General features: G+C 62.1%; 15 protein-coding genes. 12 read left to right on the top strand and 3 right to left on the bottom strand.

The features are described 5' to 3' along the window. Window positions 1-128: 128 nt before the first annotated feature. From V8P77_RS14360 to V8P77_RS14375, 4 genes are all read left to right on the top strand, one after another. Window positions 129-2,003, top strand: a complete 1,875-nt coding sequence (locus V8P77_RS14360; RefSeq protein WP_335913065.1) for a potassium/proton antiporter — start codon at window positions 129-131, stop codon at window positions 2,001-2,003. 69 nt (window positions 2,004-2,072) lie between these two features. Further along, window positions 2,073-3,278: a phosphoglycerate kinase gene (locus tag V8P77_RS14365; RefSeq protein ID WP_335913066.1), complete on the top strand. Its 1,206-nt coding sequence runs from the start codon at window positions 2,073-2,075 to the stop codon at window positions 3,276-3,278. 324 nt (window positions 3,279-3,602) lie between these two features. Beyond that, window positions 3,603-4,628 (top strand): class I fructose-bisphosphate aldolase, encoded by a 1,026-nt coding sequence (locus tag V8P77_RS14370; RefSeq protein ID WP_335913067.1) that lies wholly within the window; start codon window positions 3,603-3,605, stop codon window positions 4,626-4,628. Between the two features lie 157 nt (window positions 4,629-4,785). After that, on the top strand, window positions 4,786-5,709 hold the full coding sequence (locus tag V8P77_RS14375; protein ID WP_335913068.1) for a PhzF family phenazine biosynthesis protein: 924 nt from the start codon (window positions 4,786-4,788) through the stop codon (window positions 5,707-5,709). Window positions 5,710-5,754: 45 nt separating this feature from the next. Here V8P77_RS14375 and V8P77_RS14380 read toward each other — a convergent pair whose 3' ends face one another. Then, entirely contained in the window at window positions 5,755-5,919 is a 165-nt protein-coding gene (locus V8P77_RS14380) for a hypothetical protein (RefSeq protein ID WP_003542801.1), read from the bottom strand. Window positions 5,920-6,091: 172 nt separating this feature from the next. Between V8P77_RS14380 and V8P77_RS14385 the strand changes: the two genes are divergently transcribed. The 3 genes from V8P77_RS14385 to rcdA all read left to right on the top strand — a co-directional run bounded on the left by V8P77_RS14385 (window position 6,092) and on the right by rcdA (window position 8,510). After that, on the top strand, window positions 6,092-7,390 hold the full coding sequence (locus V8P77_RS14385; protein WP_335913069.1) for an MFS transporter: 1,299 nt from the start codon (window positions 6,092-6,094) through the stop codon (window positions 7,388-7,390). A gap of 21 nt (window positions 7,391-7,411) precedes the next feature. After that, window positions 7,412-7,603: a DUF1192 domain-containing protein gene (locus V8P77_RS14390; protein WP_003542803.1), complete on the top strand. Its 192-nt coding sequence runs from the start codon at window positions 7,412-7,414 to the stop codon at window positions 7,601-7,603. Between the two features lie 391 nt (window positions 7,604-7,994). After that, window positions 7,995-8,510 (top strand): protease adaptor protein RcdA, encoded by a 516-nt coding sequence (gene rcdA, locus V8P77_RS14395; RefSeq protein WP_003542804.1) that lies wholly within the window; start codon window positions 7,995-7,997, stop codon window positions 8,508-8,510. A gap of 290 nt (window positions 8,511-8,800) precedes the next feature. Here the strand turns inward: rcdA and rpmE are convergent, their stop codons facing one another. After that, complete coding sequence (gene rpmE / locus V8P77_RS14400; protein ID WP_003542805.1) at window positions 8,801-9,022, bottom strand: 50S ribosomal protein L31; 222 nt, start codon at window positions 9,020-9,022, stop codon at window positions 8,801-8,803. 192 nt (window positions 9,023-9,214) lie between these two features. Here rpmE and V8P77_RS14405 point away from each other — a divergent pair, with 192 nt between their 5' ends. From V8P77_RS14405 to V8P77_RS14425, 5 genes are all read left to right on the top strand, one after another. Next, the gene (locus V8P77_RS14405) at window positions 9,215-11,017 is read left to right on the top strand and encodes an ABC transporter transmembrane domain-containing protein (protein ID WP_335913070.1); all 1,803 of its coding nucleotides are present in this window, start codon (window positions 9,215-9,217) and stop codon (window positions 11,015-11,017) included. A gap of 142 nt (window positions 11,018-11,159) precedes the next feature. Further along, window positions 11,160-12,152 (top strand): Bug family tripartite tricarboxylate transporter substrate binding protein, encoded by a 993-nt coding sequence (locus V8P77_RS14410; RefSeq protein ID WP_335913071.1) that lies wholly within the window; start codon window positions 11,160-11,162, stop codon window positions 12,150-12,152. A 257-nt stretch (window positions 12,153-12,409) separates the two neighbouring features. Further along, a complete protein-coding gene (locus tag V8P77_RS14415) occupies window positions 12,410-12,598 on the top strand; it encodes a YegP family protein (protein ID WP_003542808.1) in 189 nt (62 codons plus the stop codon). 270 nt (window positions 12,599-12,868) lie between these two features. Next, window positions 12,869-13,207, top strand: coding sequence for a YciI family protein (locus V8P77_RS14420; RefSeq protein ID WP_335913072.1), 339 nt, complete (start codon window positions 12,869-12,871; stop codon window positions 13,205-13,207). Between the two features lie 7 nt (window positions 13,208-13,214). Beyond that, the gene (locus tag V8P77_RS14425; protein ID WP_335913073.1) at window positions 13,215-14,465 is read left to right on the top strand and encodes an RNA polymerase sigma factor; all 1,251 of its coding nucleotides are present in this window, start codon (window positions 13,215-13,217) and stop codon (window positions 14,463-14,465) included. Here V8P77_RS14425 and V8P77_RS14430 read toward each other — a convergent pair whose 3' ends face one another. Further along, the gene (locus tag V8P77_RS14430) at window positions 14,466-15,497 is read right to left on the bottom strand and encodes a peptidoglycan -binding protein (RefSeq protein ID WP_335913074.1); all 1,032 of its coding nucleotides are present in this window, start codon (window positions 15,495-15,497) and stop codon (window positions 14,466-14,468) included. Window positions 15,498-15,499: the final 2 nt, after the last annotated feature.

A 15,499-nucleotide genomic window follows, 5' to 3' on the forward strand; every position in this document is an offset into this window, starting at 1 on the left:
CGCAAGGCCTACCCTTCTCTGACGTTTTGCCGTTTACTGACGGATTGCCGCGCGTGCCGGAGGGGTTGGATAAAGGCGAACCGGCCGGGCGGCTGTGTTCGCGAAGCAGTCGATGGAAAGGGGTGGGCATGGAAGCGTTCTATATCGTGGTGCTGGTGTCGACGGCGCTCGTGCTTCTTGCCGCTTTTTCGAGCCTGCTCGCATTCCGCTTCGGCGCCCCCCTGCTGCTGCTCTTCCTGATGATCGGCCTTGCTGCCGGCGTCGATGGCCTCGGCATCGAGTTCAGCAACAATTATCTCGCCTATATTCTCGGCTCCATCGCGCTGGCCATCATCCTGTTCGATTCAGGCTTCGGCACGCCGATGCAGGCCTTCCGGCTGGCGGCTGTGCCGTCTCTGGCGCTCGCCTCGGTCGGCGTGCTGATCACCGCCTCGCTCTTTGCCTTCGCCGCCATGTGGCTTTTGAATTTCACCTGGCTGGAAGGACTGCTGCTCGGCTCGATCGTCGCGTCGACGGATGCCGCCGCCGTCTTCTTCCTGTTGCGCATCGGCGGCATCAACATCCGCGACAAGGTGCGCTCGACGCTGGAAGTCGAATCCGGCACCAACGACCCGATGGCGATCTTCCTCACCATCGCCCTCGTCGAGGTGCTGGCGAGCGGCGAGCGTTATGCCGGCATCAATATCGGCATGCTCGCCATGTTCGTGCAGCAGATGGGCCTCGGCGTCATTCTCGGCCTGCTCGGCGGCATGATGATCGTGCTGATCGTCAGCAAGCTCGATACCGATCGCGGCCTGACGCCGATCTTCGTGCTGGCGCTCGCTCTTCTCGTCTTCTCCTTCACCGGCGCGGTCGGCGGCAGCGGCTTCCTCGCCGTCTATGTCGCCGGCATCTACGCCGGAAACCGCAAGATGCAGGCGATCGGCACCATCAAGCGCTTCCAGGACGGCATGACCTGGCTGGCGCAGATCATCATGTTCCTGGTGCTCGGCCTGCTCGCCACGCCGTCGCAATTCCCTGCCATCATCGTGCCGGCCATCCTGCTCGCCCTCTTCCTGATCTTCGTCGCCCGGCCGTTGGCGATCTGGCTGTCGCTGCTTCCCTTCGATTACACGCAGCAGGAAATCGGCTTCGTTGCTTGGGTCGGCCTGCGCGGCGCCGTCTCCATCCTGCTCGCCATCATGCCGATCCTCGGCGGGCTTGAGAACGGCCAGATCTACTTCAACACCGCCTTCATCATCGTGCTGGTCTCGCTGCTCCTCCAGGGCTGGACGATCAAACCCGTCGCCAAGAAGCTCGGGCTGATCATTCCGCCGCGCATCGGCGCCGTCGACAAGGTCGAGGTCGACCTGCCGGGTGCGGCCAACCACGAACTGCTCTCTTACCGCGTCATCAAGGATAGCCCGGTGCTGCGCGGCGAGCGCATTCCGCGCTGGGCGACCCCCTCGCTCGTCATCCGTGACGGCAAGTCGATGCGCTATCAATATGCCGGACGGCTGCGCGAGCACGATCTCGTCTACCTCTTCATCGTGCCGAGCTATTCCCGCCTGCTCGACCGGCTCTTCGCCAGCCGGGCGCCTGTCGATGACGACGATGCCGAATTCTTCGGGGCCTTCGCGCTCTCTCCGGCCCGCCCCGCCGCCGATCTCGACGCCGCCTATGGCCCCGGCCTGCTCAACGAATCCGAAAAGGGCCTGACGATCGCCGAATTGATGCGGCAGCGTCTCGGCGGCAAGGCCGATTATGCCGACCGCGTCCGCCTCGGCTCGATCATCCTCATCGTCCGCGATCTCGACGAGCACGATCACATCACCTCCGTCGGCATGTCGCTCGAAGCGGTCGAACCGGCAATTACGCTGCCGATCTTCCTCAATCTCAAGGACATCATCCAGCGCATCCGCGACCGGCTGAACGGACGCCGGAACCGGGATACCGCGGCTTCCGAAAGCACGCTGAAACCACCGGCCGGACGCGACGAAGGCACACGCGAAAACGGCCGCTGAACGCCTTGCGTCTCGAATGATCCTTGCTATGTTCGGCGCGACTTTCGCCAACCACGACAGGATCCCCCCATGCCTTCTTTCAAGACCCTCGACGATCTTTCCGACATCCGCGGCAAGCGCGTTCTCGTCCGCGTCGACCTCAACGTCCCGGTGAAAGACGGCAAGGTCACCGATGTGACGCGCATCGAGCGTGTGGCGCCGACGATCCTCGAATTGTCCGAAAAGGGTGCCAAGGTGATCCTGCTGGCCCATTTTGGCCGGCCGAAGGATGGCCCTTCGCCGGATCTGTCGCTGTCGCTGATCGCCCCTTCCGTCGAGGAAGTGCTTGATCATGCCGTGCTGACGGCCTCCGACTGCATCGGCGAAGCCGCCGCCTCCGCCGTTGCCGCGATGAATGACGGCGATATCCTGCTTCTGGAAAACACCCGCTTCCACAAGGGCGAGGAAAACAACGACTCCGACTTCACCAAGGCGCTTGCCGCCAACGGCGACATCTACGTCAACGACGCCTTTTCGGCCGCCCACCGCGCCCATGCCTCGACCGAGGGTCTTGCCCACCACCTGCCGGCCTATGCCGGCCGCACCATGCAGGCCGAGCTGGAAGCGTTGGAAAAGGGCCTCGGTGATCCCGCTCGCCCTGTCGTCGCGATCGTCGGCGGCGCCAAGGTCTCCACCAAGATCGACCTCTTGATGAACCTCGTGAAGAAAGTCGATGCGCTGGTCATCGGCGGCGGCATGGCCAATACCTTCATCGCCGCCCGCGGCACCAATGTCGGCAAGTCGCTCTGCGAACATGATCTCGCCGAAACCGCCAAACAGATCATGATCGAGGCAGCCACCGCCGGCTGCGCCATCATCCTGCCGGAGGATGGCGTGATCGCCCGCGAGTTCAAGGCCGGCGCCGCCAACGAAACGGTCGATATCAACGCCATTCCTGCCGATGCCATGGTGCTCGATGTCGGCCCGAAATCGGTCGAGGCCATCAACGCCTGGATCGAACGCGCCTCAACCCTGGTCTGGAACGGCCCGCTCGGCGCCTTCGAGATCGAACCCTTCGATGCCGCGACGGTCGCTGCCGCGAAATACGCCGCCGGACGCACCGTAGCCGGCAAGCTCACCTCTGTAGCCGGCGGTGGCGACACCGTCTCGGCGCTCAACCATGCCGGCGTTGCCGACGATTTCACCTATGTCTCGACCGCTGGCGGCGCCTTCCTCGAATGGATGGAAGGCAAAGAGCTTCCCGGCGTCGCCGTCCTCAACACTGCTGCTGCATAATTCCTTAAATCGGAACTGATTTAAGGACATAATTAGCAGCCATTCAAAGTGCTACAGCGTCCTTTGCGCGTCTGAAAGACGCGCGGCGCTGTAGATAATTACCAAGACTGATTTCGCAGATTTTACATGTGGATAGACCGTGGAAGGAAAACAGCTTCCACGGTCTTTTGCTCAGAGGATGAAAAAAATCTCAAATTTTCAAACGATTGAATTGAATTCAATCGTTTCAATGACTTAGCCTTCCATTTTCCTCTCTATAAACTTCTGTTATCCGCGTTCTATATTCCTGAAGTGCCGATGTTTATTGTTGTGGAGAGAACGAAAATGAGCGAACGACTGGAAGACATTGCAGTGCAGATGGTTACGGGCGGCCGGGGGCTGCTCGCCGCCGATGAATCGACCTCCACCATCAAGAAGCGTTTCGACGCGATCAATCTCGAATCGACCGAAACGAGCCGGCGCGACTACCGCGAAATGCTCTTCCGCTCCGACGAAGCGATGAAGAAATATATCTCCGGCGTTATTCTCTTCGAAGAGACGTTGTTCCAGAAGGCCGCGGACGGCACGCCCTTCGTCGACATCATCCGCGCCGCCGGCGCCATCCCCGGCATCAAGGTCGATACAGGCGCCAAGCCGATGGCCAAATATCCCGCTGAAACCATCACCGAAGGCCTCGACGGCCTCGGCGAGCGCCTTGCCAGATATTATGAAGCCGGCGCCCGCTTCGCCAAGTGGCGCGGCGTCATCGCCATCTCATCGACCTTGCCGACCCGCGGTTCCGTCCGCGCCAACGCTCAGGCGCTTGCTCGTTATGCCGCACTTTGCCAGGAAGCCGGGATCGTTCCGATCGTCGAGCCGGAATGCCTGATGGACGGCAAACCGGGCGACCACAATATCGACCGCTGCGCCGAAGTGACCGAATCCACGCTGCGCATCGTTTTCGAGGAACTCGCCGATGCCCGCGTCAACCTCGAAGGCATGATCCTCAAGCCGAACATGGTGATCGACGGCAAGAACGCCCGCAAGGCCTCGGTCGCGGAAGTTGCCGAACGCACCGTCAAGGTGCTGAAGACGACCGTTCCGCCCGCTGTTCCCGGCATCGCCTTCCTCTCCGGCGGCCAGACGACCGAAGAAGCGACAGCCCACCTTTCGGCGATCAATGCCATCGGCGACCTGCCCTGGTTCGTCACCTTCTCCTACGGCCGCGCCCTGCAGGACAGCGCGCTCAGGGCCTGGAACGGCAAGCAGGAAAACGTCGCTGCCGGCCAGCGCGAATTCACCCACCGCGCCGAGATGAACAGCCTTGCCGCCAAGGGCAACTGGAAGAAAGACCTGGAAAAGGCCGCCTGAGCTTTTGGAGCTTTGAACTAATGGGCAGGGGGCGGCGAACGCGGCTTCCTGCCCTCTCTGCCGTTTCCTTCCCTCCCATTGTCACGGCGACAAGAAACCGCTTCGTTCCGCGAAAAACCGTGATTACTCATAGCGCCCTGTCACAACAGGAGCCGCCATGAACACCCTCTCCTACGTCACCGTCGATGTCTTCACCTCCACCCGCTTCGAGGGCAATCCGCTTGCCGTCATCTCCGATGCGCGCGGTCTGAGCGATACGACGATGCAAAAGATCGCCACCGAGTTCCATTATTCCGAAGTCACCTTCGTCCTGCCGCCGGAAGACCCGCAAAATTCCGCCCGCGTGCGCATCTTCACCCCGACGATGGAAATACCCTTTGCCGGCCATCCGAACGTCGGCACCGCCTATGTGCTCGGCCAGCAGGCGGAGATTTTCGGCAAGCCGGTCGGCGATACGCTGCGTTTCGAGGAAAAGGCCGGCATCGTCGAAGTCAGCCTGAAACGCAGCGGCGGAAAGGTTGCCGGTGCCGCCATCCGCGCGCCGCAGCCGCTGACGATCGGCGACACCATCGCCGCGGAAACCATCGCCGGCTGCGTCTCGCTCGACGCCGGTGTCATCGTCAGCACCACCCATGCCCCGGCCTTTGCATCCGTCGGCCTGAATTTCGCCGTTGCAGAAGTGAATGGGCTCGAGGCGCTGGCCGCCGTCCGCCCAAACCTTGCCGGGTTCCAGGCAGCTGCCGGCCACCAGACAACCAGCGGCCACGACTTTTCGCTCTTCCTCTATGTGAGGACAGCCGAAAATCCATGGAATATTCGCGCCCGCATGTTCGCGCCCCTCGACAATGTGCCCGAGGATCCGGCAACGGGCAGCGCGTCAGCCGCGCTTGGCGCCTATCTCGTCTCGCTTGCGCTGGAGGCCGATATGAACGTCCGCATCACCATTGAACAGGGCGTCGAAATGGGCCGCCGCAGCGTCATCACCCTTGATATCGCGAAATCCAACGGCATCGTCACCGATGTCGTCATCTCGGGAGGCTGTGTTTCCGTCATGCGCGGCGAAATTAGCTTGCAAAACTGACGGGCGCAGCCCGAACCGTACCCCTGCGTTACACGTAATCCGGGGCTACATCAGGAAATCGCGCGAAAGCAGAGCCACTGCCCAGACGGCGAAAGCGATCAGCGCGAGCTTCCAGAAATCCATTCGCCGCCTGAGGCCGGGAAGCCCGAGCGGCTTGATCACTTGTATCGCCATGGCAAGGATGAGCAGCAAGGCTATCAGCTTTGTCATGCTTTATTTTTTCCGTTTTTCGGAATGTCACAGGACGGACATTTTTCCGCGCGAACAAGAGGATCTCGACACGCCGTAAAGACATTCCGGGGCACAATCAATCATCTTGAGGCTGGGCTGACGCAGGTCCTGCCTTATGTCATTGCAAATCGCTAAGACCGAGTCTGGGGAAATGAAGAGAAATCTGCTGTCCGTCGCCGCGCTGCTCTTTGGCACGCTCTTCCTTTTCATGGGCAACGGCCTGCAGGGCATCCTGCTTCCCGTGCGCGGCAATCTCGAAGGCTACGGAACGACGACGCTTGGCCTGCTCGGCACCTCATGGGCCGGGGGCTTCGTCATCGGCTGCCTGGTTGCTCCGAAGATCGTGCGCCGCGTCGGCCATGTGCGTGCCTTTTCCGGCTTCATCTCGATCATCGCCATCATCGCGTTGGTCAGCGGCATCATCATCGATCCGGTCTGGTGGGTGGTCCTGCGCGCCGTCACCGGCTTCTCCACCGCCGGCACGTCGATGATCATCGAAAGCTGGCTGAACGAGCGCGCCAGCAACGAGAGTCGCGGCGCGATTTTCTCGCTCTATATTGGCATCACACTCATCGGCGTCGTCGGCGGCCAGATGATGATCCCGCTCGAGGATGTGCGCACACCGGTGCTGTTCATGATCTGCGGCATCTTCTATTGCATCGCCATGCTGCCGACGACGTTGTCGACCGCCGCTTCGCCGCAGCCGTTGAAGGCGGTGCGCCTCGACCTGCCGGCGCTCTATCGCAACTCGCCGGTCTCCTGCCTCGGCATCTTGCTCGTCGGCATCGCCAACGGTGCCTACGGCACGCTCGGCGCCGTCTTCGGCGCCGGCGCCGGCCTCTCCGACACCAGCATTGCCGTCATGATGAGCGCCACCATCTTCGCCGGGGCGGTGATGCAGCTGCCGGCCGGCCGGCTTTCCGATCGCATCGACCGGCGCTACGTGCTCGCTGCCATGTCGGGGATCGCCGCCCTTGCCGGCCTGCTGATCTTCTTGCTCCACCCGACGTCCCCCGCTTTGCTGATCGGGCTCGTCGTCCTTTACGGCGCCGTGGCGAATACGCTCTATCCGATCGCCGTCGCCCACGCGAACGACTTTGCGGCGTCGGAGGATTTCGTCAAGGTCTCCGGCGGCCTGCTGCTGCTCTATGGCATCGGCACGGTGATCGGCCCGACGCTCAGCGGTCCCGTCATGTCGGCGATCACGCCGCATGCGCTTTTCCTCGTCACCGCCATCGCCCATGTGCTGATCACCGTTTATGCCATCATCAGGAGCCGCATCCGCGCCGCGGTCCCCGCCAGCGACCGCGACGCCTACACGACGATCCCGACCGGCACCTCGGCGATCCTGACACCGCAAAGCATGTCGCTTGCCGATCGCGGCGCTGGCAAACCTCCCGAAACCGGAAAGTCTCCCGAAAGCGACGATCCTGCTGTAAAGTTTGGTTAGGCAGCGAACGGAGGACGAACCATGAGCTTCATCGATGATGACCGGCCGCAGAAGAAAGTCGCCCATGAGATCGGCGCCGATCTCTCCATGCTTTCGGTCGACGAATTGAAGGCGCGGGTGGAATTGCTGAAGACGGAGATCGCCCGCCTTGAGGCCGAGGCCGCCCGCAAGGCCTCCGGGCGGCAGGCGGCGGAAAGCTTCTTCCGCTCGTGATCCGATAAAAACCCCGAAAAACAAGGCTATAGGCGGATAAAATAACCCGCCTCAAGTCTTAATCCGGCACAATGTTAATAAAATATTAAGCTTTATAAGGTATTACTGTATTCATCCGGATTTCCTCTGGATCTCAGACAGTTTTCCAAGCGGTGAATTGGTCTGATTTTTCTCCCTGTTTTACCTTGAGAGCCGCGTTTGCGGCTCTTCTTTTTCCTCTGCCCGGCGCACTTCCACGAAACTGTGGAGATTAACCCTTTCTTAAGAAACGGCTTGCGCATTTGGGCTAATGATACCATCTTAAAGTCATAAAGACCCGGCCTGGAAACTTTTCCATCGGAACCGGCGTTACCTGAATATATGTAGCTGCGTGCGAACAGGGACTATTGCGATGTCGGAAGTTGGATTGAACACGATCAGTTTTGCAGGTCGCGCCGCTGCATCTTCGCAGTTCAAGGCACTTTATGCGGAAGGCATGTCGCTGGTCGAAGAGACTGCCGCCTATCTCGACGGTCAGGGCCGCGCCGCTTCCAAGGTTCTGCCCCGGATGGCCTCGGTTCTCTACGCCGCGGAATCGATGCGTCTCACCACCCGCCTGATGCAGATGGCCTCCTGGCTGCTGTTGCAGCGCGCCGTCAACAATGGCGAAATGTCTCGCGATCAGGTGCTGGCTGAAAAGAACAAGGTTCGCCTCGACGGCTTCAACGTCGACCGCGCTGCACCCGGCTGGGGCGACCTGCCGGAATCCTTCCGCGACCTCGTCGAACGCTCGCTGCGTTTGCAGAACCGCATTGCCCTGCTCGACCGCGAAATCTACCGCCCGTCCGAAGCGGTAATCGTTCATGATAATCAGAACAGCGTCCAGGCCCAGCTTTCCCTGTTGCAGACCGCCTTCGGCAACAACTGACCGGATCAAGAATTCGAATACAAACCGGCTGCGTCTTACGCGGCCGGTTTTTTTGTTTTGCCGCCGAACGCCGGAATTCCTACAGCGTCCTTTGCGCGTCTAAAGCGCGTCGCGATCTTTCAGATTCGCTTGTCGCGCTTTAGGTCTTTGTTTTTACGCATGTCGTTAGCCCAAAACCGCTGCACACTTTTGCGCGACATGCTTTAAAAGACGCGCGGCGCTGTAAGCCATTGCGAACGCAAAAAAGCCCGGCGAAACCGGGCTCTTCGAATTCCGTCGAGCAAAAGCGATTAGAGGCCGAGGCCGCCGAAGCGCTTGTTGAACTTGGAGACGCGGCCACCGCGGTCCATGAGCTGCTGGTTGCCGCCGGTCCAGGCCGGATGCGACTTGGAATCGATTTCGAGGTTCATGACAGCGCCTTCCGAACCCCAGGTCGAGCGGGTTTCGTACTCAGTGCCATCGGTCATGACCACCTTGATCATGTGATATTCGGGATGGATGCCTGCCTTCATAACAATCTTCCTGCGATACCGGAGTTCAATTTGCCGCATGCAGTTGCGGCCAACGAACCGATTGAATAAATGAAGCCGCAGTCGGATGGCTACGGCTTCCCATTAGGATGCGGTGCCTATACATGAAGGACGCCTAGATAACAAGAGCCAACAGGCCGCATTGCGCGGGTCCTGCGGGCGATCGGAGACGATTTGGCAGAGCAGGCACGGGCTGAGGAAAACAAGACGCGATCGCTGCGACCGCTCGGCAGGCTGACGCCCTATGTCATGCGTTACCGCGGCCTGGTGGCCGGTGCGCTGATCTCGCTGGCGCTTGCCGCCATCACCTCGCTGGCGCTGCCGCTCGCCGTGCGTCGCATGATTGATCACGGCTTCACCCAGTCCGACGGCCGCTTCATCAACAGCTACTTCGCCATGCTGATGGTCATGGCCATCGTGCTCGCGGTCGCCAGCGCGCTGCGCTACTATTTCGTCATCACCATCGGCGAGCGCATCGTCGCCGATCTTCGCCGCGATGTCTTTTCCCATGTGACTAGGCTGTCGCCCTCCTTCTTCGACGTCAACCAGTCCGGCGAGATCGTCTCGCGGCTGACCGCCGATACGACGCAGATCAAGTCCGCCGTCGGCGCTACCGCCTCGGTGGCGCTCAGGAACTTCATCCTCTGTATCGGCGCCATGGGCATGATGATCGTCACCTCGCCGAAGCTTTCGAGCCTCGTCATCGGAGCAATCCCGCTGATCGTCTTCCCGCTCGTCGCCTTCGGCCGCTCGGTGCGCAAGCGCTCACGCGCCGCCCAGGATACGCTGGCCGATGCCTCCGCCTTCGCCAACGAGACGATCGCCGCGACCCGCACCGTCCAGGCCTTCAACGGTGAGGATGCCGCAGCGACGCGTTACGGCACCGCCGTCGAATCCGCCTATGAGGCCGCCCGCGCCGCCATCCGCTCGCGCGCGCTGCTAACCGGAATCGCCATCACGCTGATCTTCGGCAGCGTCGTCGCCGTGCTCTGGTTCGGCGCCCACAGCGTGCTTGCCGGCACGCTTTCGGCCGGCACGCTCGGCCAGTTCCTGCTCTATGCCGTCATCTCCGCCGGTTCGCTGGGTGCGCTGTCGGAAGTCTGGGGTGAACTCTCGCAGGCAGCCGGTGCTGCAGACCGGCTGACCGAGCTTCTCGACGAGGTCTCGCCGATTACCGCTCCCGCCAGCCCCGAGCCGCTTCCTTCGCCCAGCCGCGGCCGCGTCGAATTTTCAGGCGTGCATTTTGCCTATCCCTCGCGCCCCGGCAAATCGGCGCTGCATGGCTTAAGCTTCGCCGTCACGCCAGGTGAGACCGTCGCCATCGTCGGCCCTTCCGGTGCCGGCAAGAGCACCGTATTCTCGCTGCTGCTGCGCTTCTACGATCCACAGCAGGGCAGCGTGAAGATCGATGGGGTCGACGCACAGCTGACGACGCCCGATGAGCTGCGCCAGCGCATCGCCATCGTGCCGCAGGACGTCACCATCTTTGCCGCGTCGATTCATGACAACATCGCCTTTGGCCGTCCCGGTGCCTCACGTGACGAGGTCCGCGCCGCAGCCCTTGCCGCCCAGGCCGACGAATTCATCGCCCGGCTGGACCAGGGTTATGAGACCGAGGTCGGCGAACGCGGCATCACGCTCTCCGGCGGCCAGCGCCAACGCATCGCCATTGCCCGCGCCATCCTGAAAAACGCACCCGTGCTGCTGCTTGACGAGGCAACCTCCGCGCTTGACGCCGAAAGCGAGACGCTGGTGCAGAAGGCGCTTGACGGTCTGGTGGACGGCCGCACGACGCTCGTCATCGCCCATCGCCTGGCGACGGTGCTGAAGGCCGACCGCATTCTCGTCATGGATCAGGGCCGCGTCGTCGAAGAGGGCACGCATCAGAGCCTGATCCGCCATGGCGGCATTTATGCGCGGCTGGCGCGGCTGCAATTCGACGCCGCCAATGAGGATGTGCTCGCTGCCGCGAAATAGCCGGCGCGCACTTCTCCCGCCAACAGCGACTAAAGTTTGAACCCGCCGCGCTTCTCTGCGGTTGTCTTTCGCGCGTCCTGCCCTAAGCTCTTCATTCCCCGGGTGGGGATATTGCTGCTGAAATCCTTGGGAGGAGATAGGAATGGCGCTTTCCGATATGACGCGACGTGCGGGCCTTGCGCTCGGTTTCGGTATGCTTGCGGCCATTGCCGTCGGCGCCTCTGCCACCGCTGCGGATTTTCCCGATCGCGCGATCACTATGGTCGTGCCCTTCGCGGCCGGCGGCTCGACCGATGTCGTCGCCCGCATCGTCGCGCAGAAGATGTCGGAGGATCTCGGCCAACAGGTGATCGTCCAGAACGTCGCCGGCGCCGGCGGCAATCTCGGCGCCGGTAACGTCGCCCGCGCCGAACCGGACGGCTACACCATCCTGATGGGCACGGTCGCGACCCACGCCCTCAATCCGCTTATCCTGAAATCGACGCCATATGACGCCGAAAAGGATTTCGCACCGATCTCGCTGCTCGTCGTCGTGCCGAATGTGCTGGTCGTCAATCCGGAACTGCCGGCAAAGACCGTGCAGGAACTGGTCGCCCTGCTGAAGGCCGAGCCCGACAAATACAGCTACGCCTCATCGGGCAACGGCACGCCTTTGCATCTTTCCGGCGAACTCTTCAAGTCCATGGCCGGCGTCAGCATGCAGCACATCCCCTATAAGGGCGCCGGTCCGGCATTGAACGACGTCATCGGCAACCAGGTGCCGATCATGTTCGACAACCTGCCCTCCTCGTCGAGCCACATCAAGGCCGGCACTCTGCGGGCGCTGGCGGTGACCACGGCCGAGCGCGCGCCCTCCTTCCCCGATGTACCGACCGTCGCCGAGTCAGGTATTCCAGGTTACGAGACCTATACCTGGAACGCGCTTTTCGCCCCAGCCAAGACGCCGGGCGAGGTCGTGACGCGCCTCAACGCCTCGGCTAAAAAGGCGCTCGCCGACCCAGCCGTCGCGGAACGGATGAAAGAGTTCAGCGCCACCATCGTCGGCTCGACGCCGGAGGAACTCGCCGCCCATGTGAAGGCCGAACTCGCCAAATGGGGACCGGTCGTCAAGGGCGCGAATATCCAGATGGAGTGATGCCAAAGCATGATGCCGAAAAGTGTGAGCGGTTTTCGGATGACATCATGCTCTACTCTTTAATTGAGAACAGGATTCAGATTTTAGGCAGGCATGGGCGCCGGCGTCCTCATTCGCTTGCGTCCAATGGAAACGGTGACAATTGGACGCTAAGCAACCCAATCCTGATTAAGGCAGTGGAAAAGCTCGCCATTTTGATCTAGCTTCCGCTAAGCTGATGGTTGCAATTCAGCGTTTTGGGATTTCGGGAGACATCTATGTATAAATTCGAAGTCTATAAGGATAAGGGCGGGGAGTTCCGCTTCCGCTTCAAAGCATCGAACGGGGAAGCCATGTTCTCGTCGGAGGGCTACAAGGCGAAGGCGTCCGCCATGAGTGCCATCGAATCCATCAAGAAGAACACGCCAAGCGCCGAGATCGTCGATCAGACGAAGGCCGAGTCCTGAGCAGACCGGCAGCGGCGGCGTGATTGCCGCCCTGCCCTTTCGCGCCCGTAAGCAGCGCCGGTGCCCTTGAGCCCGGCCCGCTTGCTTGCGATTTTCGGCGCCATTTTTCTTTTTCGCGTATTTTTTGAAAGCCATGTCGAAACGACCGGTGGCCGCGCCTCATTGTTTTGGAACGGCTCCGCCGCTCCGCCGGGCTTCACGGCTTTCGGGGTATCGGTCCCGATATCGGCATGCCCGGATCAACGTCAGCAACGAGATCAGGAGTTTTCCATGCAATATGCTCTCATCATTCGCGAAGCCGCCGAGGATTTCGCCCGCCGCAGCGATCCCGCCTATCGCGACGGCTGGGTCGCCTACAGCCAGGCGCTCGCTCAGGCAGGGATCATGACTGGCGGCGCCGGGCTGACACCCCCGGAGACCGGCACGATCGTGCGCCGCAAAGGCGAGGACCACGATGTCCAGGACGGCCCTTATCCGGACGGCAAAGAACAGCTCGGCGGCTTCTATCTGATCGATGTCCCCGACATGGACACCGCGCTCGAATGGGCAACCCGGGTTCCGATCTCCGACAAGGGTTCGGTCGAGGTGCGCCCGCGCCTGCAGATGTGAGGTGGTCATGCCGCCCGATGCCGGACGCGCTGCCGAAAAGGTGGCGCGTCAGTCCTACGGCAAACTGATCGCCTTTCTGGCCGCCCGCTCGCGCGACGTGCCGGCGGCAGAAGATGCATTGTCGGAAGCGCTGGCTTCGGCGCTTCGCGTCTGGCCGGAGCGCGGCATTCCTGGCAATCCGGAAGCTTGGCTGCTGGTGGCTGCCCGCCGCAACCTCATGCAGGCTGCCCGCCACCGCACTGTCGAGGCCAATGCACAAACGACGATATCGGTCGCCTTCGAGGAGGCGGAGGAACGCATGAATGCGGCCGGCAGCGCCGTCTTTCCCGATGAGCGGCTGAAGCTGCTCTTCGCCTGCACCCATCCCGCCATCGACAGCTCCGTGCATACGGCGCTCATGCTGCAGACCGTTCTCGGCATCGAGGCGAGAACGATCGCACGGACCTTCGTCGTTTCGCCGGAAACGATGAGCCAGCGCCTGGTGCGGGCCAAGGTGAAGATCCGGGATGCCGGCATTCCCTTCGCCGTCCCGCCTCGCCCCGCCTTGCCCGGGCGGCTCGCCGCGGTGCTTGCGGCGATCTACGCGGCTTACGGTCTCGGCTGGGATGGTCTCGACGGCGAGGAAGAGCGCCATTCGCTGGCCGGCGAAGCGATCTGGCTCGGCCGTGCGCTTCTGGCGGTGCTGCCGAACGAGCCGGAAGCGATCGGCCTGCTGTCGCTGATGCTCCACTGCGAAGCCCGCCGCAGCGCCCGGCGCGACGATAGCGGCCGATATGTGCCACTGGACGAGCAGGATACGGCCGCGTGGAACGCGATCATGATTGCCGAGGCGGATGCACTGCTGCGCAAGGCCGGCGGCTTCGACCGTTTCGGCCCCTTCCAGTGCCAGGCGGCGATCCAGTCCGTGCATGCAGCGCGCCGGCTGTCGGGAACGACCGACTGGCAGCCGCTGACAACACTTTACGCAGCGCTGGTGATGATGAAGCCGACATTGGGTGCACACGTCAGCCAGGCTGCGGTGATCGGCAGGGCCTTGAGCGCCGCTGCCGGCCTGGAGCAACTCGACAAGCTCGATCCGCGCGACATCGCAAGCTACCAGCCCTACTGGGCGGTGCGTGCCTTTCTCCTGACTCAGGCCCGCGATCATACCGCGGCAGCCGGTGCCTATATGACAGCCATCGGCCTCAGCGACAGCCCCGCCGTGCGCGATTTTCTCACCGGCCGGCTAAAGGACGCGCGGCAGGCGATATCAAGTTAATCACTTCTCGGTCAGCTTCAGCTCGATGCGGCGGTTGGTAGAGCGCGCATCCGGTGTATCGCCCGGCGCGATCGGCTGGAATTCGCCGAAGCCTGCGGCAACCAGCCGGTCGGCCGGCACGCCCCGTGCGATCAGGAATTTGACGACAGAAATCGCGCGCGCCGAGGAGAGTTCCCAATTGTCGCGATAGCGGCCCGTTCCGCCAAGCGGCACGTTGTCGGTATGGCCATCGACGCGCAGCACCCAGTTGATCTCGGGCGGAATTTCCTTGGCGAGATCGAGAAGGGCGCTAGCAAGCTTCGCCATCTCGGTCTGCCCCGCCGGGTTGAGATCGGCGCCGCCCGAGGGAAACAGCACTTCCGATTGGAAGACGAACCGGTCGCCGACGATGCGGATATTTTCGCGGTCCGAAAGGATCTCGCGCAACCGGCCGAAGAAGTCGGAGCGGTAGCGGTTCAACTCCTGAACGCGCGCGGCGAGCGCCACGTTGAGGCGGCTGCCGAGATCGGCGATCTTGGTCTGCGAGACCCGGTCTTTCTCCTCCGACGCCTGAAGGGCTGCTTCGACGGCAGCGATCTGGCTGCGAAGTGCTGCGATCTGCTGGTTCAGCAGTTCGACCTGGCTGAGCGCCCGCTCACTCACCTGCTTTTGCTGGTCGAGTTCCTGCGTCATCGCCCCGATCCGCTTCTGCGCCGCATCCTGGCCGCCCGAACCGGCATTCAGCAGCGCCTGCAGCCGCGAACGATCACCTTCGGCACTGGCAAGCGAGGCCTGCAGATTGGCGACCGAATCCTGGAGATCCTGGTTGCTGCCTTTCTCGAGCGCCAGAAGCTGCGTCAGCTCGTTGATCTGGCTGTTGAGGCGGTTCAGCACCTCGTCGCGTCCGCTGATCTCGCGGCTGAGGATGAACTGCCCGACGACGAAGACCGTCAGCAGGAACATGATGGCGATGAGCAGCGTCGACAATGCGTCGACGAAGCCCGGCCAGTAATCCACCGTACGTTCGCGGCGCCGGTTGCGGGCAAGAGCCATGG

Source organism: Rhizobium aouanii, from assembly GCF_037002925.1.
Classification (GTDB): domain Bacteria; phylum Pseudomonadota; class Alphaproteobacteria; order Rhizobiales; family Rhizobiaceae; genus Rhizobium; species Rhizobium aouanii.